Annotated in this window: 19 protein-coding genes and 1 pseudogene; 13 read left to right on the top strand and 7 right to left on the bottom strand. The window is 38.2% G+C overall.

What is annotated here, in order from left to right:
• The first annotated feature begins 451 nt into the window (after positions 1-451).
• Positions 452-1,978 (top strand): glycine betaine uptake BCCT transporter, encoded by a 1,527-nt coding sequence (locus tag MHB53_RS18005; protein WP_340920951.1) that lies wholly within the window; start codon positions 452-454, stop codon positions 1,976-1,978.
• 161 nt (positions 1,979-2,139) lie between these two features.
• Here the strand turns inward: MHB53_RS18005 and MHB53_RS18000 are convergent, their stop codons facing one another.
• Both MHB53_RS18000 and MHB53_RS17995 read right to left on the bottom strand, forming a co-directional pair.
• Positions 2,140-2,598, bottom strand: coding sequence for a flavin reductase family protein (locus MHB53_RS18000; protein ID WP_340924814.1), 459 nt, complete (start codon positions 2,596-2,598; stop codon positions 2,140-2,142).
• 457 nt (positions 2,599-3,055) lie between these two features.
• Positions 3,056-4,384: a hemolysin family protein gene (locus MHB53_RS17995; protein ID WP_340920949.1), complete on the bottom strand. Its 1,329-nt coding sequence runs from the start codon at positions 4,382-4,384 to the stop codon at positions 3,056-3,058.
• A gap of 373 nt (positions 4,385-4,757) precedes the next feature.
• Here MHB53_RS17995 and MHB53_RS17990 point away from each other — a divergent pair, with 373 nt between their 5' ends.
• The 9 genes from MHB53_RS17990 (at position 4,758) to purT (ending at position 15,532) form a co-directional block, all read left to right on the top strand.
• Positions 4,758-5,621 (top strand): undecaprenyl-diphosphate phosphatase, encoded by an 864-nt coding sequence (locus MHB53_RS17990; protein ID WP_340920947.1) that lies wholly within the window; start codon positions 4,758-4,760, stop codon positions 5,619-5,621.
• Between the two features lie 250 nt (positions 5,622-5,871).
• Entirely contained in the window at positions 5,872-7,209 is a 1,338-nt protein-coding gene (locus MHB53_RS17985; protein ID WP_340920944.1) for a gluconate:H+ symporter, read from the top strand.
• A gap of 152 nt (positions 7,210-7,361) precedes the next feature.
• Positions 7,362-8,051 carry a 5-oxoprolinase subunit PxpB gene (gene pxpB / locus MHB53_RS17980; RefSeq protein ID WP_340920942.1) on the top strand — a complete coding sequence of 230 codons (690 nt, stop codon included), beginning with the start codon at positions 7,362-7,364 and terminating at the stop codon, positions 8,049-8,051.
• Positions 8,052-8,053: 2 nt separating this feature from the next.
• Positions 8,054-9,019 carry a 5-oxoprolinase subunit C family protein gene (locus MHB53_RS17975; RefSeq protein ID WP_340920940.1) on the top strand — a complete coding sequence of 322 codons (966 nt, stop codon included), beginning with the start codon at positions 8,054-8,056 and terminating at the stop codon, positions 9,017-9,019.
• The gene (locus MHB53_RS17970) at positions 9,012-9,767 is read left to right on the top strand and encodes a 5-oxoprolinase subunit PxpA (protein WP_340920938.1); all 756 of its coding nucleotides are present in this window, start codon (positions 9,012-9,014) and stop codon (positions 9,765-9,767) included. The genes MHB53_RS17975 and MHB53_RS17970 overlap by 8 nt, the downstream gene beginning before the upstream one ends.
• A 99-nt stretch (positions 9,768-9,866) precedes the next feature.
• Positions 9,867-11,276 carry a glycoside hydrolase family 18 protein gene (locus MHB53_RS17965; RefSeq protein ID WP_340920935.1) on the top strand — a complete coding sequence of 470 codons (1,410 nt, stop codon included), beginning with the start codon at positions 9,867-9,869 and terminating at the stop codon, positions 11,274-11,276.
• Between the two features lie 383 nt (positions 11,277-11,659).
• The gene (locus tag MHB53_RS17960) at positions 11,660-12,631 is read left to right on the top strand and encodes a ring-cleaving dioxygenase (protein ID WP_340920933.1); all 972 of its coding nucleotides are present in this window, start codon (positions 11,660-11,662) and stop codon (positions 12,629-12,631) included.
• An 884-nt stretch (positions 12,632-13,515) separates the two neighbouring features.
• The gene (locus tag MHB53_RS17955; protein WP_340920932.1) at positions 13,516-14,118 is read left to right on the top strand and encodes an alpha/beta hydrolase; all 603 of its coding nucleotides are present in this window, start codon (positions 13,516-13,518) and stop codon (positions 14,116-14,118) included.
• 208 nt (positions 14,119-14,326) lie between these two features.
• Positions 14,327-15,532: a formate-dependent phosphoribosylglycinamide formyltransferase gene (gene purT, locus MHB53_RS17950; RefSeq protein WP_445661532.1), complete on the top strand. Its 1,206-nt coding sequence runs from the start codon at positions 14,327-14,329 to the stop codon at positions 15,530-15,532.
• Positions 15,533-15,859: 327 nt separating this feature from the next.
• On the opposite strand, the gene MHB53_RS17945 is transcribed toward purT, so the two are convergent.
• From MHB53_RS17945 to MHB53_RS17930, 4 genes are all read right to left on the bottom strand, one after another.
• A complete protein-coding gene (locus MHB53_RS17945; RefSeq protein ID WP_340920929.1) occupies positions 15,860-17,290 on the bottom strand; it encodes a PAS domain S-box protein in 1,431 nt (476 codons plus the stop codon).
• A 357-nt stretch (positions 17,291-17,647) separates the two neighbouring features.
• Positions 17,648-18,517 carry a sugar phosphate isomerase/epimerase family protein gene (locus MHB53_RS17940; RefSeq protein ID WP_340920926.1) on the bottom strand — a complete coding sequence of 290 codons (870 nt, stop codon included), beginning with the start codon at positions 18,515-18,517 and terminating at the stop codon, positions 17,648-17,650.
• Between the two features lie 34 nt (positions 18,518-18,551).
• A complete protein-coding gene (locus tag MHB53_RS17935) occupies positions 18,552-18,719 on the bottom strand; it encodes a hypothetical protein (protein WP_340920924.1) in 168 nt (55 codons plus the stop codon).
• An 82-nt stretch (positions 18,720-18,801) separates the two neighbouring features.
• Positions 18,802-19,908 carry a Gfo/Idh/MocA family protein gene (locus MHB53_RS17930; protein WP_340920922.1) on the bottom strand — a complete coding sequence of 369 codons (1,107 nt, stop codon included), beginning with the start codon at positions 19,906-19,908 and terminating at the stop codon, positions 18,802-18,804.
• Positions 19,909-20,412: 504 nt separating this feature from the next.
• On the opposite strand from MHB53_RS17930, the gene MHB53_RS17925 reads away from it, so the two are divergent.
• Together MHB53_RS17925 and MHB53_RS17920 are read left to right on the top strand one after the other, a co-directional pair.
• A complete protein-coding gene (locus tag MHB53_RS17925) occupies positions 20,413-21,447 on the top strand; it encodes a LacI family DNA-binding transcriptional regulator (protein ID WP_340920920.1) in 1,035 nt (344 codons plus the stop codon).
• Positions 21,448-21,625: 178 nt separating this feature from the next.
• Positions 21,626-22,483 (top strand): MBL fold metallo-hydrolase, encoded by an 858-nt coding sequence (locus MHB53_RS17920; RefSeq protein ID WP_340920918.1) that lies wholly within the window; start codon positions 21,626-21,628, stop codon positions 22,481-22,483.
• A 526-nt stretch (positions 22,484-23,009) separates the two neighbouring features.
• Here the strand turns inward: MHB53_RS17920 and nagA are convergent.
• Positions 23,010-23,787, bottom strand: a pseudogene (nagA, locus tag MHB53_RS17915) (N-acetylglucosamine-6-phosphate deacetylase); the annotation flags it as partial.
• Between the two features lie 131 nt (positions 23,788-23,918).
• On the opposite strand from nagA, the gene MHB53_RS17910 reads away from it, so the two are divergent.
• Positions 23,919-24,122: a YetF domain-containing protein gene (locus tag MHB53_RS17910; RefSeq protein ID WP_340920915.1), complete on the top strand. Its 204-nt coding sequence runs from the start codon at positions 23,919-23,921 to the stop codon at positions 24,120-24,122.
• Positions 24,123-24,212 lie beyond the last annotated feature (90 nt).

The raw sequence follows: 24,212 nt of genomic DNA, 5'->3' as shown, positions 1-24,212 counted from the left end.
TTTCGGCTAATTCAAATTCGAAAAGGAATTAGCGTACAAAAGTCAAAATCAAGAACAAAGTGGACAAGAGGCATTTTTTGAAGTAGTGGAGATGCTAGTCATGCTAGATTGATGGTATACCCTTTTTAACCACATTTCCCTTAGAGAGAACGTTTGAAGTTGATAAAATTGAGGAAGTATTAAGTACTATATCTGAAAGTCACCAAATGATAAACGACGAATTTCTAGGATTCTCTGTTAAGGATAGAGGATCCTCTGTTACGCTCACATCCTGTGAGCAACTCAGAGGTCAGCACGTGTATGAGTTCCGATCCTCAAAACTTTCTCGCTTCGAACTACTTGTTTCTAATTTGGCACCGTTTTGAACACGCACTTTAATATTATTGCTTCCTGTTAAGGAAAACGTATGAATAATAATCAGTACTAACTTCATTACATGAAAGGAGATATGATGAAAAATATATCACAGGTTTTTTGGATTTCATTAGCCATTTTAATGGTTGCAGTTATTTTTGGTGTAGCTGCACCAAACAACTTTGAAGCGGTTACATCAAATATACAGTCCTTCGTTACTTCTAGATTTGGCTGGTATTATTTAATTTTGGTGACAATCATTGTTATCTTTTGTGTATTTCTTATTTTTAGCCCTGTTGGAACGATCAGATTGGGAAAAGTCGATGAAAGACCTAGTTATTCTAGGCCAACATGGTTTGCTATGCTATTTAGTGCTGGCATGGGAATTGGACTTGTTTTTTTTGGAGCAGCGGAACCAATTTCTCATTTTGCTACTAGTCCTCCCACTGCTGATCCTGGAACAGATCAAGCAATAAAAGAGGCAATGAGATACACATTTTTCCACTGGGGAATTCATGCTTGGGCAATTTATGCGCTTGTGGGACTTTGTCTTGCCTACTTCAACTTTCGCAAAGGCGAACCAGGGTTAATTAGTGCCACTTTACGTCCTGTTTTGGGAAAATATGCACAAGGTCGAGTCGCGACTTTAATCGATGTCATTGCTGTTACCGCGACTGTTGTTGGCGTGGCCACCACACTAGGATTTGGTGCAGCGCAAATCAATGGAGGACTAGCTTATTTATTTGGCATTCCAAACAATTTTACCGTCCAGTTAATTATTATCATTGTCGTGACTATTTTATTTGTCATGTCTGCCTGGTCGGGATTAAGTAAAGGAATTAAATATTTGAGTAATGCAAACATGTTTCTGGCCATATTACTTTTAGTACTAGTATTTATATTAGGGCCGAGCTTACTTATATTAAATATGTTCACAGATACGATCGGCGCATATATTCAAAATATAATTGGAATGAGCTTTCGAATAGCACCACTTGATCTTGAGCATCGGGAATGGATTAATGATTGGACAATATTTTACTGGGCATGGTGGATTTCTTGGTCCCCATTTGTAGGAATTTTTATTGCCCGTGTTTCAAGAGGCCGAACCATTCGCGAGTTCTTGATTGGTGTATTACTACTACCAGTAGTTGTTAGCTTTATATGGTTTGCTGCGTTTGGAACAGCGGCTATTAATGTCCAGCAAACTGGTGTCGTTGATTTAACGCAATTCGCCACAGAGGAAGTATTGTTTGCTGTTTTCAATGGGATGCCATATTCATCCGTCATGTCGATCGTAGCGATTATTCTAATCGGCACCTTTTTCATCACATCAGCGGATTCAGCAACATTCGTCCTAGGGATGCAGACAACCTATGGTTCCTTGACCCCTTCAAACAAAGTGAAATTAACTTGGGGGGCAATTCTTGCAGCAATGGCAGCAATTCTCTTATATAGTGGTGGTTTACAGGCATTGCAAAATGCGCTCATTATTGCCGCATTTCCTTTTTCCATCATTATCATTCTAATGATGCTCTCCCTTTATAAAGCTTTAACAAAAGAGAAAAAGGAGTTAGGTTTAGTACTCCTTCCAAAGGATCCAAAGAGAAAAATCAAGAAATAAGAAAAACCTCTCAGGATGCTTGGCGAGCGCCATATCCTTGGAGGTCTTTATATTAAGGCTAATACTTATTCCTATAAAAAACGCAATCAGCGTTACCTTCACGATAGTCCAATAAAATATCCCGCCTGCCTCAATATAGCTTTGAAGTAGACGGGATTTCATTATGTGATTTTTTTATATTTTCCTTCGAAGAATGCAAGTGGTTCTCCATCCTGTACGCGTAAATCAGTGACTTCACCAATATACAAGGTATGATCGCCAGCAATGACAGAATTTTGCACGGTACAAGTCACATTAGCCAATGCATCTTTTATAACAGGCAGACCATTAAAAGTTTCGAATGCAACCGTTCTCTCCTCTTTGATTTGTCCTGCAAAGTAAGCAGATAAGTCTTCTTGATCTTCATTTAAAATACTGACGGCAAAGGAGCCGGCTTCTTTAATGAGAGAGTTCATCGAAGCTTTTTCTCCAATAGAAACTAGTATTAGCTTCGGATTTAGTGAAACCGATACAAATGCATTTGCTGTCATTCCATGCACTTTGTCTTCTATTTCCGTAGTAATGACAGTAACACCCGTTGCAAATTTCCCCATGGCCGTTCTAAATAGACGGTCTTCCATTTTATCTCCATTCCCTTCATTCAAGGGGTCTCCCCCATAATATAAAATAATATCTAAAACGCTTTATCATTCGTTTCACGGATAACTCAAGAACTACAGAAAGGTATTGGACAGGTTCTTATAATGTTCTTTGCCTTCCATCCATATCATCTTATACTTTTTTTTCATAAAAAGCACTGAGAATGCTTCTAATCGAGTCATGGAATAATCTCATACACTTTTTCTCTGCTATCCGCTTTTGGGATAAAAATTTGTCGAGGATTCTTTAATCGAAATACCTTCTAATTCTTTATATGTATTTTTCCTTTAAGCGTTTCTTGTGGTAAAAATACGTTAATATCATTTTTTAAAATAGAAATCATTTACATGCGAGGATACAACCGGTGTTTAAATTATAACTTTTGAATAATCAAAAACGCACCCAGGAAAAAAGGTGCGTTTTATGCATTCATTTTATTTATGCTTCTACCTCAATTGGTTCTTGGAGAATCTCATCTTTTTGAACATCAATAATTTGAATTTGATGCCCATCCATCTCTTTCACGGTAAATACAAATCCATCGGAGTAAATACTTTCTCCTTCAACAACATCAAAATTCTGCGATAAAATCCAGCCACCAAGCGTATCGACCTCTTCATCAGATAATTCTGTATTGATTAAATCATTCACCTCATGGATAAGTACCTTTCCACTGAATGTATAATGATCATCCGTAATTTTTGTCACATCAGCCACTTCATCTGAATCAAATTCATCGCGGATCTCCCCGACAATTTCTTCAATGATATCTTCTACAGTAACTAGTCCTGATGTACCACCATACTCATCAAGCAAAACTGCCATATGAGTATGCTCTTTTTGCATTTTTAATAAAAGATCATGAATGGGAATCGTATCAATGACGAGAATTACCGGCTTAAGAAAGCCAGTGACTTTCATATCAGACTCCGGTTCGGCATCCTTTATTTGCGCCATTAATATGTCTTTTATGTTAATGATCCCAATAATATTATCTTTGTCACCTTCATAGACGGGATAGCGAGTAAATTTTTCCTTTTTAATTACAAGCATCCAATCTTCAATATCCTCTTCAGTAGAAAGGGAGATCATTTTCGTTCTCGGAACCATGATTTCTTTGGCGATCCGGTCATCAAACTTAAAGATGTTGTTTACATATGTCAATTCGGCTTGATTGATTTCACCACTTTTATAGCTATCAGACATGATAATACGAAGCTCCTCTTCCGAGTGGGATACCTCATGCTCTGATACAGATTTAAGCCCAAACATTCTTACCAGTAAACGGGCAGATCCATTCAACGCCCAAATAAATGGAAACAAAATTCTATAAAACCAAATAATTGGTTTTGCAAAAGACAAAGTAACAGCCTCGGCTTTTTGAATTGCCACAGTTTTAGGTGCCAATTCCCCAACTACGACGTGCAAGAATGTAATGATCAAGAATGCAATAGCAATCGAAACGATGTGTGACAGAGATGCATCAAATCCGAATCTGTCAAGCAGAGGATCAATCAGACTTTTTATAGCTGGCTCGCCTAGCCAACCAATTCCAAGTGCTGTAACTGTAATTCCTAGCTGACAAGCTGATAAGTATTCATCCATGTGCGTTACCACATGCTTGGCTGCTTTTGCCCCGGGCTTTCCTTCTTCCACTAGCTGATCAATCCGCGAGCTTCTAATCTTGACGATAGCAAATTCCGTCGCAACGAAAAATGCGGTTAAAGCAATCAATACTGCAATAAAGAGTAAACTGACTATGTCCAAATGGTTCACCTTTCAAAGAAAGGTGTACACCTCCTGTGATTTAAATTTGTCCACCCCGAATATTCCTGGATAGACTATTATAAAATATATTATACTATATGATTTCTCATCTTCATAATACTAAAAACTTTTTTTTCAAATTCGATAAATCTACATCACTGAGAGAGTACCAGTTTAGAAATTTTGTTTTTTTAGTAAACTAATTGGCTCAACTTATACAATTATTTTTTCTTCAAAATGTAGTGCCGAGTGAAATGAATACGTCTATACTTATGTGGATGTTTTTCAAGTAGTTCGAATGGACAATCTCTTTTCTTTTCTTATAAATAAATGTAAAATAGGAACTTAAAGTGAAAGTGGGGAATTTATAATTATGAACATTTGGGATTTAATTGTCGCTTTAATTTTAGGAGTCGTAGAAGGATTAACAGAGTTCGCTCCTGTTTCTTCAACAGGACATATGATTATTGTCGACGATATGTTATTAAAATCAAAAGACATTTTAGGTTCGCCCGAAATTGCTAATACCTTTAAAGTTGTCATCCAACTAGGTTCGATCATGGCAGTTGTGATTGTTTTCTGGTCACGTCTTTGGAGCTTAGTCGGGTTAAACGTTGGTAAATCGCAAAAATCTGCTTCATCTGAATCACGGTTAAAATTGACACATGTTATTGTAGGGCTATTGCCAGCAGCAATACTTGGTTTCACATTTGAAGACTTCATTGATAAACATCTTTTCACAGTGGAATGGGTTCTTGTTGCATTAATAGCTGGTTCATTCCTCATGATTTTAGCTGATTGGAAAACAAAACGCGCCGAAAAACAAAATTATCATTATGAAGGTGATTCCTTAGATGAAGTTACATATAAGCAAGCCTTCTTAATTGGTTTATTCCAATGTATCGCTTTATGGCCAGGATTTTCTCGTTCAGGTGCAACGATTTCAGGCGGTGTATTAATGGGACTGAAATACCGCGCTGCTGCAGACTTTACTTTTATTATGGCTGTGCCAATTATGTTCGGAGCAAGTGCTGTATCATTAATCAAAAAAATGGATCTTTTAACGACTGACCTTATTCCATTTTTCTCTGTTGGTTTCATCAGTGCCTTTTTATTTTCATGGCTATCTATCCGCTTTTTCTTGGCGTTGATTAGCCGAATCAAATTATTACCTTTTGCAATATATCGAATTGTACTTGCTGTTATACTAGGAATAGTTTATATTTCTGTCATGTAAACACAGAGGTGCCCTGAGTGGGGCTCCTTTTTTTAAAGATCAAATTAATTTATTATTCCCTCTGTTCTCAATAGTTTTATTTTCCTTTTTTTGATTGACTTTATTTTTTATACTTGTAATATATGGCTAGTAAACAATTAGTTTGTTTACCAATCAAATTAGTAAAAGCGCCTTCATTGGCTAGTAAACTTTTTAATATCGAAATGAAAAGGCTTCAATGGATGCAAACTATCATCAGGAGGAACTAAACATGGATTGGATTACAAATTCACTGCCAATTATTTGGGTAGCACTTGGAGTCGCTTTGCTTCTCTTCTTGAACATGAAGGTGAAGCTTAACAGTGTTCTCTCCCTCTTAATTGTCGCAATATTAGTGGGTATCTTAAATGGCTTGCAATTAACTGATGTCATCAGCTCGATAAAGTCAGGGCTTGGCAGTACGCTAGGAAGCTTAGCGATCATTATCGGTCTAGGGGCTGTCTTAGGTAAATTAATGGTCGATTCTGGTGCTGCTCAACGTGTAGCAACAACCTTATTAAGCAAATTTGGTGTAAAGAATGTTGAATGGGCGATCTTGATCGTCGGTTTCATCTTTGGTATTTCTGTTTTTTATGAAGTTGCCTTTATCATTTTGGCTCCTTTGGTGATCAGTATTGCTGTCGAAGCCAAAATTCCCTATTTGCGCCTTGGCATTACAATGGTTGCATCCGCTACCATGGCACATAGTATTTTCCCACCGCAACCTGGTCCTGTTGCACTTGTTGCAGCATACGGTGCTGATATGGGTATGGTTTATATCTTAGGGCTTGTCGTCACTATCCCTGCTGTTATTTGTGCCGGTATTATCTTACCTAGATTATTACGAAATTTAGATCGACCAATACCACCTCTATTAAAAAAATCAAAAGAGTTTACAGAGGAAGAAATGCCAGGCTTTGCCGTTAGTTTACTCGTTCCATTAATTCCGGCAATTACCATTACCGCTGCTACTATTTTAAATGTTTTTGTCGAAGAAGGCACGATGAGTCATCAAATCGTTAACTTTTTTGGAAGCGCTGAAATTAGTATGATTCTAGCTGTCATAGTAGCCATTTACGTATTTGGTCTTCGTGTCGGACGCACAATGCCGGAAATTATGAACTCTTTCTCAGGCGCAATTGAAGGCATTGCAATGATTATCTTTATTGTTGGTGCTGGTGGTGCCTTCAAACAAATCATCTTAGATACAGGTGTTGGTGACTACATCGCAACAATGATGCAAAATACAAGCATTTCTCCATTAATTATGGCTTGGCTGATTACAGCTATGATTCGGATTGCCACTGGTACAGGCGTTGTATCTGCCATTACAGCTGCTGGAATTGTTGGTCCGCTAATTCATACTTTCGATGTGAATCCTGTATTAATGGTATTGGCAACAGCTGCAGGTAGTAACACCATTACACATGTAAACGATGCATCTTTCTGGCTGTTTAAAGAATACTTTAATTTATCCATTAAAGAAACATTTAAAACATGGGGTCTACTCTTATTCACAAATTCTATTGTTGGACTAGCCATCGTTTTGATTCTTAGCTTGTTTATTTAGGACTCAGCTCTATTCTGCAAAGACGAGATGACCATGTGATGTGGGGCATCTCTTTTTTCTCCGCTTTTTAAACTGGACGTTTCTCCTGAGTATAAAAAGTTTTCACAAAATGATACGATTACATTATTAGATTCCTTAAGGAGGGTGAGACAATGGAAAGCATCACTTTTTCTCCTCTTGGTGACCAGGGGTTGATCGTCGATTTTGGCGAAGGGATGAATTTGGAGAAAAATCGCTTCATACTCAAGTGGCGGCTAACGCTTGAAGCACATCCTTTTCCAGGATTTATTGAAGCTGTTCCCGCATATACCACTCTGACCATTTTTTACGATGCGGTGGCGGTTGGAACTTCTTTTCCATATGATACGGTAAAAAAAGCGGTAAAAAACATTTCTTTCTCAATACATCATTCCGTCAATCATAATAAAACAGTAGAGATTCCTGTTTGTTATGAAGAGCCCTTTTCCCTAGATCTCAAGATTGTTGCTATGCATAATAAGAAAACAATCCAAGAAGTGATCGACATCCATTGTGCAAATATATACCATGTTTATTTCTTAGGGTTTTCACCAGGTTTCCCTTTCCTAGGTGGAATGAATAAAAGCCTTTCTACACCCCGCAAAAATGTACCTCGCTTAAAAATACCTCGTGGTTCAGTCGGTATTGCAGGCGGTCAAACTGGCATTTATCCCCTTGAGTCTCCTGGGGGATGGCAAATTATCGGTAGAACCCCCTTACAACTTTTTGATGTTTATGCGGACCCTCCAACGTTAATTTTACCTGGCGATCAGGTTCGCTTTGTATCTATTAATAAAGAAGAATTTTTTGCTTTGGAGGAATAGCCATGGCCATTAAAGTAATCAAAAAGGGTATGCTAACTTCGGTGCAAGACCTCGGAAGAAATGGATGGCAAGCATTCGGAATTACAGTCGGCGGCGCAATGGATTTCACCGCAGCAAGGCTGGCGAACATAGTGCTTGGAAATAATGAAAATGAAGCTGTCCTAGAAATGACGCTTACCGGTCCATCTCTGAAATTCACAGAAGATGCCGTCATCTCCATATTCGGAGCTTTTATGTCCCCTACGCTTCATAATATGGATATACGACATGGAAAGCCTGTTCAAATAAAGAAAGGCGAGGTATTAACATTTGGTACTGCCCAAAAAGGGGCTAGATGTTATTTGGCGGTAAAGGGCGGTCTCACCATCCTTGAAGTGTTGAATAGCAAGAGTACTAATTTTAAAGCCGAAATTGGTGGTTTGCATGGTCGATGCTTAGAAGTTGGCGACGTCTTGCCTTTGAAGAGATCATTTTTTTCAGATACTTCGTGGGGATTATCTTATAAACTGGAAAACTACATAAGCCATTCAAAGCCGATTCGCTTTACGCGAGGTCGCCAATACGATTGGTTCAATACTGAATCTAGGCAAGCTTTTACCGAATCGCCTTTTACAATCAGCTCTGCCTCTGACAGAATGGGTTATCGTCTACATGGAACTCCTATCTACTTGGCTGAAAAAAGAGAACTCACAACAGAAGGAACAGCATTCGGTTCGGTTCAAATCCCCCCGAATGGACAGCCCATTATCTTAATGGCTGACCGTCAACCAACGGGAGGATATCCGAAAATCGGAGAGGTCATAAGCTGCGATCTTCCCCGGCTAAGTCAAATGCGTCCTGGTGAAAAAGTGCATTTCGAGGAAATTTCATTAAAAGAAGCACAGCAAGCATTGCTTACTTATCATCGAGAATTGGCGACATTACGGGCTGCTTGCACACTAAAATGGAGGGACAGATCTAATGTATAAAATCGACTTGAATTGTGACATGGGTGAAAGCTTCGGGCAATATGAGCTTGGCCAAGATGAAAAAATACTTGGCTATATTTCTTCTGCTAATATTGCATGTGGCTTCCATGCTGGTGACCCTGCTACGATGAACAAGACAGTTCAACTGGCTCTTAAAAACAAAGTAAGTATTGGCGCCCATCCGGGATTGCCTGATTTACAAGGATTTGGGAGAAGAAAGATGGCAATTACTCCGCGGGAGGCCTATGAACTTATTTTATATCAAACAGGTGCATTAAATGCTTTTGTGACCGCTAGCGGCGGCAAGCTTCATCATTTAAAACCGCATGGCGCATTATATAATATGGCTGTAACCGACCATTTTCTTGCAGATGCAATTGCGGAAGCTATATACCATCTAAATCCAGAAATAATTGTATATGGACTAGCAGGCAGTGAATTAATCCAATCTGGAAAAAAGCTTGGGCTGAGGACGGCTAATGAAGTGTTTGTAGATCGAACATATCAACGGGACGGTACCCTTACCTCGAGATCGCAATCCGATGCTTTGATTACCAATGTCGACCATGCTATTTCACAAGCAATAAAAATGGTGAAAGAGCAGCGGGTCACTTCTACTGACGGTACAGATATTGCCGTACAAGCTGATACAATATGTATCCATGGAGATGGCGCAGATGCGCTGCACTTCGCTAGGAAAATCCACGAAACCTTCACTACTGAAAAAATTACCATACAAGTAAAATAAATGGTCAGTCCTTGTCACAGGGTCTGACCTTCTTTTTTAGTCTTGCACTGCACTTCCCTGCATATATTAGGCATATGACTAGAATCAGAGGTGGTAAAAATGATCATTTATACGGTTAGTAGCGGGGATACTTTATGGAGTATTGCAAATCGTTATGGTAGTAGTATCTCACAAATCGCCTCAGCCAATGAATTACCTAATCCAGACCGATTACTAATTGGACAGTCACTTGTAATCCCTATAGCTTCACAACAACACACTGTTCGCCAAGGGGAGACGCTTTGGCATATCGCTCAAAGGTATGGTGTATCCGTACAATCCATTATCCAAATAAACCAACTCGCCAACCCTTCCATGTTAAAAATTGATACGGTGTTAATCATTCCTCCAAGATTTCATACTGTCCAAGCCGGGGAAACCTTGGGGCAAATTGCTCAAATATATGGCACAACTGTTGGGCAAATATTGCTAGCAAATAAAATCCAGAATCCCAATATGGTTTACGTTGGGACTGTTTTAATCATTCCATTTCCAAAAAGACTTGTGGATGTCAATGCATACGTGATGAACATGGGGGAAACAGGTGCCAATGAAGTTCGGGGAGTTGGCCAACATCTAACCTATATTTCCCCTTTTGTCTATACGATGAAAGAAGATGGTGGACTTAGTTCTTTAAAAGATGCTGAGGTTATTCAAGCTGCTCACGAAATGCAGATTGTCCCAATTATGTCGATTACTAATTTTACTGCTGAGGAGCCTGGAACAACACTCGCACATACAATCCTTTCTAGCACCCAACTACAGGATAAGTTATTAACGAACATTACGATTACGATGAAAGAAAAAGGCTACCGCGGACTAAATATTGATTTTGAAAATGTTTTGCAAACGGACCGTGAATTGTACAATACATTTTTACAGCGTACAGTGAACCGACTTCATCCCCTCGGTTACTTTGTTTCAACTGCAGTTGCTCCAAAAACGAGTGCAGAACAAAAAGGACTTTTATATGAAGCCATTGACTACGCTGCTCACGGAAAAATTGTTGACTTTGTATTTTTAATGACCTATGAATGGGGGTATCGTTTAGGACCGCCACAAGCCATTTCTCCACTTAATCAAATGAAACGCGTACTAGATTATGCCGTCACCGTCATTCCACGGAATAAAATTTTCATGGGCTTCCAGCTATATGCCCGTGACTGGCTCCTCCCCCATGTCAAAGGAATGGAAGCAGAAACATTCGATATGCAGGAAGCCATTCGACGTGCAGTAAAATATGGTGTCACCATTCAATACGATAAAACGGCACAATCCCCTTTTTATCGATATACCGATGAACAAGGCCGCAAGCATGAGGTCTGGTTTGAGGATGCCCGCAGTGCTCAGGCAAAATTTAATCTTGTAAAAGATTACCGACTGAACGGAATCAGCTATTGGGTACTCGGCTACCCATTCCCACAAAATTGGTTATTGCTTGAAGATAATTTTATCGTCAAAAAAATATAAAGTGAAACTTCCATCAGTGGGGGTTTTGTTCCTCCCCACTGATGGTTAAGGAACTCAGGCTAAGGTCGCCGCGTCCTGCGGCAACGCCTGAGTGACCAACATCCTGTTGGCCTGAACCAATCGGGCCTTTACGGGCAGTTGATCCCCCCACTTACTCTTCATTGTTTTTACTGCCCGTTAATCTGCGATAAATCTGTTGAGTCCAACACAATTTGTTCGACTCTTTTATGTACTCATCCTCTGATGTTTGATATAACTACTTAGGTTACTAAATAAAACTTACTTTCATTTGACAAGTATTAGATAAAATCGTACAATTATCTCGAATTCAAGATATATTTTTCTTGATTAAGGGAATAAACACCTTTAAGGAGGTTTTTAATATGAAATTGAAAGGTATTCATCATGTATCAGCGATGACAGCTGATGCTACACTTAACTTAGAATTTTACACGAAAGTAATGGGTTTACGACTTGTGAAAAAAACGGTCAATCAAGATGACACATCTGTTTATCATCTTTTTTACGGTGATGAAAAAGGCAGCCCTGGAACAGAATTAACATTTTTTGAAATTCCACGGGCTGCAAAGAATCATCAAGGTGTGAGTAGTATCTCTGCTCTCTCACTCCGGGTTGCAAATGATGAAGCACTTGCTTTCTGGAAAAAACGTTTTGAAGAACTAGGAGTCGAGCACGAGGATATTACCGACCGTGCAGACCGCGCAACATTGGCATTTACTGATCCTGAAGGTCAAAGACTGATCCTCGTTTCCGACGAAAATAACGTGGGTGTTGATGCAGGCACACCATGGGAAAATAGCCCAGTACCTCAAAACCATGGCGTTACCGGATTAGGTCCAGTGAAACTTACTGTACGCGATACAGAACCTACTGCCCATGTATTAACAGAATTGATGGGCTTCCGCCTCAAGGGTGCGTATCCATCACATATACAAGGACAACCTGACATCGCTGTATATGAAACAGGTGAAGGTGGCAGTGGAGCTGAAATTCATCTGGAGGAACGAAGCGATCTTCCCCCTGAGCGATTAGGCCGTGGTGGTGTTCACCATGTCGCATTCCGTGTCGAAAATGAAGAGGAGTTACGCAAATGGATTAAACATATCCGCGCAGCTAGATTCCCGAATTCAGGATTTGTGGACCGCTTTTATTTTAGGTCCCTTTACTTCAGAGAACCCAATGGAATCCTCTTTGAACTCGCAACAGATGGACCAGGGTTTGATACGGATGAGCATATCGATCATTTAGGTGAATCGCTTGCACTTCCTCCATTCTTGGAAAATCAACGCGAAAAAATTGAAGCACATTTGAAACCTTTAAATACCAAAAAATAGACTCTCGGAATTTCGAGACGTAAATCTGCCGAATTTCCAAAAACATACTGGGAATTAAACTTTATTGAATATTTGGTATTCATTTTCAAATTTTTTAAAAAAGAGACATGTCAAAGAAGCGTCACTATTTTTTTAAAAAGGCTGTTCTTGAAAAAATTGTTGCTTTACCAAGTAGTGCGTGGTTGATTTCCGCTTTGCCTGTTTTGGGATTTGTCGTACCCATTTGATTTCATTTTCAAGCTCGCGGGACAAATCGGGATTCCCTCGGGAGAGATTTGTATATCACTTTCCGTGCAGAAATTTTTCTTGGTTCGGACATTTACATCGATGAAAGGTCGATCTGGTAGAGATTCAGCAATTCAATTCATAAATGGGTTCAGCATCGTGTGCAGTATCCAAAAGCATTTTGCCAATTGTCCCCAAGGTAGTACGTTGTGAAAATTCAATAGCGCTGGCAACAGGCTGATAGAATCATGGCGGGAAGCAGGTTGAAGTCTTGGATACAACGGGAAATCGTATCGACTGTCGCTGGTGGATATCATGTAAAGACAGTTGATTGGAGTGGAAGGTGGCGACTCCTGGGGGATCAGCGTGACAGGTGAGACCGCAAGAGCTATTACGGAACGAAGCCGTCGCCACATCGTGTGGCAACGGCTTCGTGACCAACATCCTGTTGGCCTGAGGCGACTCACCGCACGCCCCGCCTGGAACGGAAATCAACGGTGGTCGGAAGACACGCTGTATGTAGAGTAATTCTACTAATAAAAAGTGAACTATCCCCCTATTAAAAGTAGGAGGAGACATGAAAAAACGGCACAGAAAGTCTAGTACCATCCGGCTTGGTGAATGCCGAGAGTCTATAATAATAATTGGAGGGTTACACTTTGAAGCATATTTTTCAACAGGGAAAAGATCCAAACGCCCCTACCCTACTTCTTCTTCACGGAACAGGTGGGACAGAACAGGATTTACTTGGAATCGGCAAAATGATATCCACACACTCTTCCCTATTGAGTGTAAGAGGAAATGTACTTGAATCCGGCATGCCTCGTTTTTTCCGCAGGTTGGCAGAAGGTGTATTCGATGAGCAAGACTTGATTTTCCGTACAGAAGAATTAAAACAATTTTTGGATGAAAGTGCGCAAGAATATCAATTTGATAGAGGCAATGTGATCGCTGTTGGATACTCGAACGGTGCAAATATTGCCGGCAGTCTTTTATTCCATTTTCAAGATAGCCTTAAAAGTGCAATTCTTTTTCACCCCATGGTGCCAAGACGTGGAATCGATCTGCCTGACTTAAAAGGAACATCTGTATTTATCGGCGCTGGAAAAAACGATCCAATGTGCCCACCAGAAGAATCAGAAGATCTAAAGAAACTACTTGAATTTGCTGGTGCTGAAGTTCAGCTTCACTGGGAACACCACGGCCATCAATTGACTATTGGTGAGATCGAGAAAGCTGCAGCATGGTTTAAGGATAATTAAGGTAGAAGGACTATTTGCTTCACATGCAAATAGTCCTTTTTATTCCAACGCATTTAAGAATAAGACGAATTAAACATATATTAAAAGATGATATAGTTCGCTTTTAATTCTCAAGTCGACTTGAACAACGAATTACTGTACGTTATTATGAATAAAACACGTATATTAAGGGGTGTTCGTTTTGAGCGGTTTGCAGACGAAGAAAATCATGTTGTTAGGCTCAGGTGAACTGGGAAAAGAAGTGGTTATTGAAGCACAGCGTTTAGGCGTAAAAACAGTTGCTGTCGATCGATATGAGCATGCACCCGCAATGCAAGTTGCACACCAATCTTATGTGATTGATATGCTTGATGGGCCAGCACTTCGCAGCATCATTGAGAAAGAACAACCCGATTTTATTATTCCAGAAATTGAAGCAATTGCGACCGAAACGTTAATTGAACTGGAAAAGGAAGGGTTTACCGTTATTCCAAGCGCAAAAGCAACTTATTTAACAATGAACCGTGAAGGGATCAGACGGCTAGCCAGTGAAAAGCTCAGAATCCCAACTGCGAAATATGCTTTCGCTGATACGCTAGAAGAATTAAAGGCAGCGGTTGACATCATTGGTCTCCCCTGCGTGATTAAACCGATTATGAGTTCATCTGGAAAAGGACAAAGTGTATGCCGATCAATAGATGAAATTGAACATTCATGGAATGAAGCACATGAGGGCGGACGGACGAAAAAAGCGCGTGTAATTGTCGAAGAATTTATCCATTTTGATTCTGAAATTACCCTGCTCACAGTAAGATCCATTTCTGGCACAAGTTATTGCGCACCGATCGGACATATACAAGAAAACGGTGACTATATTGAATCATGGCAACCTCATGAGATGACGAAAGAACAGGTCCATGAAGCAGAAGAAATAGCTAAGAAAATAACCGATGCACTTGGTGGCTGGGGCTTATTTGGTGTAGAGCTCTTTCTGACTAAACAAGGCGTTTACTTTAGCGAAGTATCCCCCAGACCACATGATACAGGTATGGTAACACTTGCCACCCAAGATCTTTCAGAGTTCGCTATCCACATTAGGGCTATTCTAGGGTATCCAATCCCAGAGATCAAACTTATCACTCCAGGTGTGAGCCGAACAATTAAAACATGGGAACAAAGTAGTTCATATGAAATTTCCGGAGTAGCTGATAGTCTCCTCATTGCCAAAACACAGGTACGAATATTTGGCAAACCAGAAACAAAAGTCAGCCGTCGCATGGGCGTCGTTTTAAACACGGCCGAAACAGTCGATACCGCACGTGAGCGAGCAAAGGTAGCGGTTGAAAAAGTAAAAGTCATATACAAATGGATAGTAAAGACACCTGACAACTTTTGGGTGTCTCTTTTATTTAAAGTAGCAAGGAATTTTCTTTAGGCTAATAACAGCTAAATTTCGTTGACATGCACACTTATTTCTCCTCCTACATATCCAATAACATTATTTACTTCCAGATTCATCACTTACATCGTGTTAATTGCTGATAAGCAGATCCATTTGCATATGCTTACCCCCTCACAAAAGCAACTGACCGAAATATGAGTATGTACACTCTTCCTTAGTACGCTTGTAATCCTTAACGCGTTAGACTCGTGAAATTCGAAAGAACCAATAAATCCTACCAACATTACAAGTGCAAGAGGAAGTGAACCGAAGGAATGCCTACGGACATCTTTATCTCTTTGCTGATTTTCCATCTAAAAGCTATTCATTTTTCTTGGCTTCAAAGTATGTAGGAAGTTGAATCGTAATGGTCGTTCCTTCATATTCCTTACTCTCAATTTTAAAAGTTCCTTTATGGTTTTTGATAATTTGATTGGAAATCATTAAACCCAAGCCTGTCCCCTTTTCTTTTGTACTATAAAAAGGTTCTTCTAACTTTTTTATCTGATCTGACGGAATCCCTATTCCTTCGTCAACCACTTGAGTAATTAGCATATTTTCGTTCAGTTGATTTGCCCTGATGAAGATTTTACCGCCATCTGGCATTGCTTCAATTGCGTTCTTTATTAAATTAATGTAGACCTGCTTTAATTTATTGGCTTCCCCTTTAATAATTGGATCGTTTAGGTGGATGTCTTGGTTGATTTCAATATTATGAAGTAAAGATTCGGAGTGAAATAGCTTAATCGCATCCTTAAGGATCTTTCGCATATCTACTTTTTCAAATGTGGATATTTGCGGTTTCGCCAAAAGTAGCAAATCACTTATTATTTCTTCGACTCTCTCAATTTCTTGCATGACTAAATCAAAGTATTTATTTGGCTCTTCTTGTATGAATAATTGTGTAAAACCTTTAATAGATGTTAATGGATTTCGAATTTCATGAGCAACGCCAGCAGCTAATTGACCGACAACATGTAGTTGTTCTGCCCTTTGCATCATATATTCCGTTTTTTTGCGCTCTGTTATATCCCTTATGATCACTTGATATGTTTTTCGGTCCTTATAAACAGTTGGAATAAATTGGACTTCAACATACCTCTGTTGGCGATCGCTTCGTAAAATGGTACACTCCATCGATGTTTCACTAACAGATGAAAGGATATGTTTTTTAGCCATCTCTTGCTCATAAATGTAGTCAAATAAACACTTTCCAATCATCTCTTCCTTATCTGTGATGCCGAATAATTTCCTACCAGTATTATTCATGTGAATCAAAATTCCGTCTATGGTGACAATACCTACTGTATCCTGGAAGTTCTCTACTAATAACTGATATCTTTCCCCATTTTCTTTCAATTCTTTTTCCGTCATCTTGTAAGCAGTTACATCTCTTGATATACAGAGAATACCTTCAGGATCCTCCTTATTGGTACATGTTGTTTCAAACCAAAGGTAATCACCTTCTTTTCGACGAATTCGATAAAAAACGCGCTTCGTTTGAGTATGACTTCTATCATACAAGCTTTCTATTTTACTCCGATCCTCTGGATGACATAGGTCATAAACAGAAACACCTAGTAATTCGTTTGATTCAAAACCAAGTAGTGACTGGGAGGCTGGAGAAGCATATACAAATCGGCCATCTGATGAATGACTGGAAAATAAATCAACAGATCCATTAATAAACGTCTTGAACAATTCAATCTCGTGAAACAGGCTAACCCCAGATAAACCAGTATTTTTCAACAAAAAATCGCCTCCAATTTTTTTATCCTTATACACCACACATAATTATTATTATCATATCAGTATACTTAAGTTTTCAGAAAATACATACTGGTAATATTACCTTGTTCTTATACCGATTTTAACTTTGATGAAACGACTTTAGGCCCATTGATAAGAAACAAAGGTTTCTCACGAATGAGCCAAAAGCAAAGAATTAAATACTATTAAAATTTCAAAAGGAAATTATAGTAAATTGTAACTATAAATAAAGAAATAGAAACAACTATTCGACCGACTTTACGAGCCACTCGTAAGGAATATAAGTCACTTTAAAATGCGTCAAGACATCTACTTGATATCTTGATAATTATCCTACCTTTAATCCCATTCTATTCCGGAATATTTTTGAAAGGCTTTCATGCTAGCCTTTATCGAATCAATTTCATCTAGTTTCGTATGATCTTGTTCCAAAATAATATAATCCAAATGCGGTGCTGTCAGTGCAGTGTCAATAATATCTTGAATAGGAAGGATTCCAGTTCCAATCTCAGTAAAACATTGCGGATCTTTTGTATCTTCAAACATTGGATATGTAATAGATTTATTTCGATCAATGATACCATCATACAGAATTATCGGTTGTGGAGACTCTTTTGGAAAATCCTTCTGATGTAGAAGGACAAGACGATCTTTATATTTTTCAATCAGCTTTAATGGATCTTCCCCAGCACGTGTAATCCAGTACGTGTCCATTTCTATGAATACGAGATTAGGATCTGTATTTTCCATAATAATTTCATAAACCGTCCGATCACCAAACTTTTGAAACTCTTGATAATGGTTATGGTAATAGTAGCGCATGCCTCGCTCTTTACACATTTCCCCTACCTTATTAAATAGGTCACATCTACGAAGCAAGTAATCCATGTCCTTATAAGGATAAAATTCGATATCACAGCCAATTTGTTTATTTCCTAATTCTTGATGATAATCCAAAACAGCAGGAAGTCTATCCAATTTCAAAGGATTTACATGGCAACCAACAATAGATAGTCCCAAATTGTCGAGAGCTTCCTTCATTTTTTTAGCCGAAAGTCCAAAACCGACACCATCATCAGTTAAAGCATCATGGTTTGCAGCTTCTACATATTTATAGCCCGCCTCTGCCACCTTCTCCAATGTTTCGAATGGTTCTTTTTTTAATGCTTGCCGTACAGAGTAAAGTTGAATACCAACTTTTAATGTCATAGTAATCGCTTCCTTTCAAATTTTCTATAGCTTCCTAATTTAAGTTATTATACGAACCTAGATTCATTACATTTAAATATGATTGTAAATCTTTTAACGCGCTGCTAAATCTCCAAAAACCATAACTGATCTTTTCTTTGATACTTAATCGTTCAGTAGTATTCATATATTGTTCTGTTTCTACTGCGGTAGTTGGATTCATATCTTAATCTCCATTTATATTTTATTTGAACAGTTTCCTCTATTAGACTTAAATTAAGAATCATGAAGAGGAAAATGAATTCCTAATTTAATTCGACCGCTTTTCCTGTTTCAGCCGATTTATATATTGCTTCCAATATTTGTGTTACTACATATGCTTCTTCAGGCTTAACCAATGGTTCGTCATCATTTAGAATCGCATCAATCCATTGTTTGGCCTCAAGGTAACCCATATCAAGTTCTTGTCCTTCAAAATAAGCGATTCCAGAAGCTTGTGTTGTTTCTGATTCAATTCTTTGACCATATTTTGTACTATTGTAAGTAACAAACCCTTCATTTTTGTCTGGGTTACCAAACATTTCTGCTCCAGCCTCTGTTCCACATAGGGTTACTTGTGCTTCTTTTTCATGGAGCATATTTAACGCCCATGATGCTTCCAACGTGATAGTAGCGCCATTTTCCATTTTTATATATCCAAATGCTGAATCCTCAACCTTATATTCTTCGGGATTCCATGGACCAAATACATTTCCTTCTGTTTTGTCTGTAAGCTTTTGGTATGTGGACCCAACAACCAGTTTTGGTTTGTAATTATTCATCATCCATAAAGCAAGATCCAACGCATGTGTGCCAATATCTATTAATGGACCGCCACCTTGCTTTTCTTTATCCATGAAGACTCCCCAAGTCGGCACTCCTCTTCTTCGAATAGCATGCGCTTTCGCAAAGTATACTTCACCCAAATCCCCTTCTTTACAGGCCTGGTTTAAAGAGATTGAATCTCCTCTGAATCTATTTTGATAACCAATAGTCAGCTTTTTGCCTGTCCGATTTGCTGCATCAAGCATCCTTTTCGCTTCTTCTGAATTAATAGCCATGGGTTTCTCACACATCACATGCTTTCCAGACTCAAGTGCATCTATGGTAATAAAAGAGTGTGAAACATTTGGGGTACAGACATGAACTACATCAATAGATGTATCTTCCAATAATTTCTTATAATCAGAGTAAACAGCCGCTTCCTCATTACCATACTGTCTTGCTGCTTGCTCCGCTCTCTCTATCGAAATATCGCAAAATGCAGTAAGTTCTACCTTTTCCACTAACTTAGCCAAAGATGGCAAATGCTTTTGATTGGCTATTCCTCCGCATCCAATAACTCCAACTCTTACCTTTTTACTATTTGACATTTTCATACCTCTTTTCAATTAGATTAAAAGTGAAAAACTCTACAAACCTTAATACAATCAAATCCTGTACAGCGCAAAACCTTAATACTATTTCTTCTTTTTAAGGAACTCATCAATCATTAAACCGCTTTCTATTTCCATAAAAAATAAAACCTTTCCATTTTAGAAGTAGATACAGTAATACCCACTGACTTATTAATTATTTATTTTCATAAAACGTTTTCAGAAACAATATGTTTAAAGATTATATTAAAAAATTATTGCTGTCAATGCGTATTGCAATAATTTTTTAATTATTACAAGTTTTTCATTATATAAGATGTATGATATATTCTTTAATAAGATATTCTCTTATGTGTTTTTCATAAAACGATTTCAAAATAATATTCATAATACCCTTCTACATTCGCCCCGCAAAATAGTTCTTTTAACCAAGGAATGCCATTATTGACAAAGGTTTTTTTAAATATTACTATTTTAGTAAAGTTAAGGTGATGAAATAATTTGGTAAAAATACAAGATGTAGCCAAAGACTCAGGATGTTCCATTTCTACAGTATCTAGAGTCTTAAATAATCCAGACATGGTAAATTCCGAAACAAGGGAACGGGTCTTAAAAAGTGTCCGTAAATTAGGTTATTACCCCAATGAAAAAGCAAGGTCTTTAAGCTCAAAAAAACAAAATGTATCATTAGGTTTATTGATTCCTGATATTACTACCTTCTACTTTGGAGAACTGTATAGAGGGATTAGTAGAACAGCCAAAAATGCCAATATTGATCTCATTTTGCGCGATTTAGATCATGAAGGGCCATTACAGGAACGGATTTTGGATGGAATGGTTTCTTTAAAAAAACATGGCGTATCCGGCATTATTATATCCAGTCGCATGATGACCGAAGAGTATGAAGAGGTAATAAATCGATTAAGAATCCCAGTTGTATTAGCACTTAGTGAGCATAAAGAGTCAAAGTTTTCCTCGTTTAAAACAGATGATATAAAAGCTTCATTTGATGCCATTTCATACTTGGTTTCACGTGGACATAAAAATATTGGAATGATTACTTCCTCACCAGGTGAGGATAAACTAGTTGGCGAACCTCGATTTAGTGGATTTAAAAACGCTATGGATTTCTATAATCTTACTTTTAATAGGAATCAAATTGCTTACGGAGATAACATTCGCTATGAAGGCGGCTATAATGCAATGAAGCAATTACTTGAAACTAGAAATGACACAAATATATCTGCGGTGTTTGCTGCAACAGATGAGATGGCCATTGGAGCCATGAGATGTGTACATGATAAAAAATTAAGGGTTCCAGAGGATATTTCCATAATAGGCTTTGATAATTTATCTATTTCAAATATGGTCACGCCAAAATTAACAACCGTTTCACAAGCATTTGAGGAAATTGGCGCGGAAAGTGTCAAATATCTAATAAAATTATTAGAAGAACCTAAAACGCAAACTGAAAATGGCGTCTTTTATATGCCCCATCATATCGTTGAGCGGGAATCCGTAGTTGCGATTGTATAAATCTATGTATGCTCTAGTATTTGATGCTAGGGCTTTTTTGCGTTTATATATAAAATTCGATATATTTCATACTGTTTCAATAAGAAACCAACCCATTCATGTATATGATTGCATAATTATTTGAACCCGTGAAACACTATTACTATGCCCTAATTTACAAATGAAATGAGGCTTTCATATGGATAAAGAACTTTCTTACGGTAGTGATTACAAATTTATTCCTGCAACATCAATTGGAAGTGGCGTTGGAATAGAGGTATTGCCAGATTTATTCTGTCATACGGTCCAAATTGTAAATATTCATTTGGTAGGAAATCCAGGGACTACAGATTTTGTTTTAGTCGATGCAGGAATGCCAAATTCGGCAGATGAAATTATATCTGTTACAGAAGACCGTTTTGGTGAAGACAGTAGTCCGAAGGCAATCATTTTAACCCATGGTCATTTTGATCATGTTGGTGCGATTATTGAGTTAGTTAAGCATTGGCAAGTTCCCATATATGCACATGAATTAGAATTACCTTATCTGACGGGGAAAATGAGTTATCCAGAACCAGATCCAACTGTTGAAGGGGGGATGGTGGCAAAAATGTCACCAATGTTTCCGAATGAACCTATAAACTTAGGCAATCAAGTGGAAGAACTTCCTTCTGATGGTAGCGTCCCTCATATGCCTGGATTTCGCTGGATTCATACACCTGGACATGCACCGGGGCATGTATCGTTATTTAGAGAAGAAGATCGAGCATTAATCGCAGGTGATGCATTTGTTACCGTCAAACAAGACTCCCTTTATAAAGTGTTTACACAGGAACAGGAAATAAATGGACCTCCAAGATATCTTACCACCGATTGGCAAGCAGCTTTAGAATCAGTAAAAAAATTAGAAGCATTGAAACCATCTGTTGCGGTAACTGGACATGGACTACCTATGTCAGGTGAATTACTGTCAAATAGTTTACAAAAATTAGTACGTGAATTTGATCAGATTGCTATCCCAGACTATGGGAAATATGTGGATAAACGTACTCATTGATTTAATGTAATTGATATACCTTTACCTTTAAAGCAAGCTATAGCTATATATGATGACATAGCTTGCTTTAATACTTTTTTCAAAAAATCTTGTAAAGAAAATTAGTAGTTTTCTTTACAAATTGTGAATGAACATAATATTCGTGTTTTTTTATCCGTTATTTTTAAAAAGAGTTGCATAGAAAAGAGGGCACTGAAAAAGTCCTCCTAATATAGGGATCATGTGGAATACTGTTGATTTCCTCTTCAGGCAGACGCTTTCCGGGGGGCGTGACAGGTGGGCTTCCTTGTCGCTGCGCTCCTGCGGGATCTCACCTGTCACGCTAATCCTCCAGGAGTCACCGCCTTCCGCTCCAATCAACGGAGCTTGTTAAAAATTATCGATCAAAAGTAAAAAGGTATAAGATCCTCATAAAACAAGGATGTTATAACTTTTTTATTGTACAATTACAGTAGCAATTTCAATCGGGTAAGTACTATGATACATATACAAGGTATCGGTAATCAAAACAACACCTTTAGCACCCGATAGCTGGATGTAAATGAACATGATCGACAATGGCTTGAAGACTTACATGAGATTCTTCAAACCCTGCTATAAAAAGGCCAGGATCTCGATGATGAATGGGGCGCATACCATTAAAGCAGTGGGTACATGGCTTGCCCCTTTAGCAAATGCATCCTTTGCCTCTTCATATGTGGCATCAGAATGGGCAATAGAAACGACAATGCCCTTCTCTTTTAGAAATTCGACCATTTCAATCCCGCCTGGTAACTCAGGTGCAATTGTAACCATCTTGATAAATGGACCTGCTTCTCTTAATATCTCTTTCATTTCTTCTATATTTGGATGCCGCATATACAACCATTTTGCATGCCTTTTCGTTTTACATTTAAGTAGGGACCTTCTAAGTGAATACCTTCTATTTTGGCCCCAGACTCACTGCCAATCACCTTTTTAACATTGCGAATCATTTGCATTAAATCCTAAATTGAAGAAGTTACAGATGTCACAAGAAATGATGTGCAGCCAGTTATCGCAGCAGTCTTAGAGACTTCTAGAATTAGAATACTTTCTAAGGTACCGTCCATCATATCGAAACCATTCGCGCCATGTATATGTACATCGATCATCCCGGGTATTAACATATGGCCTTCCGCATCGATGATTTGATAGTCTTCTGGAATCTGTGGCTTATCTTGTTTATCAATCTTTTGAACTTTTCCGCTTTCAATCCAAACGGTTGATGGCAGTGTTATTTCTTTTATTGTAATAACCTTAGCATTAAGTATTACTTTTTTCATCGCTATCTACCTCCTGTTCATACGGTAAAAAGGGACCTCATACTTTACTCAAATCATCATAAAATCCTTATGAACATCATACATCAATATTTATCTGATGATTCCATGTTATCGACCAATAAAATGGTCATTTGAATGTTAGTAACATAAAAACATTAAAGTTAACAGTCGATAAACTTGAAGAACGACTCAGACAGATTGGAATTACGTCTATTAACGATGTACTAACGGCCACGATAGGAACGAATGGTAAATTAAGATATACGTTTAAAAAAGAAAAACAACCAGTCACAAAGAAAGAACCTTCTAACCCGCCACCCAAATACTTGCAGTAAACCAATCAAAGCTGAATTTTTTTCTTTACTTGTTTTCCTATATAAGAATACGAAAATGTATATTTTATCATGATTAATCAATCCTATATA

Origin of the sequence: Bacillus sp. FSL K6-3431 (assembly GCF_038002605.1) — a bacterium.
Lineage (GTDB): Bacteria > Bacillota > Bacilli > Bacillales > Bacillaceae_C > Lederbergia.
Note: the sequence above shows the minus strand (reverse complement) of the source record. Positions and strands in the feature narration are given on the sequence as shown.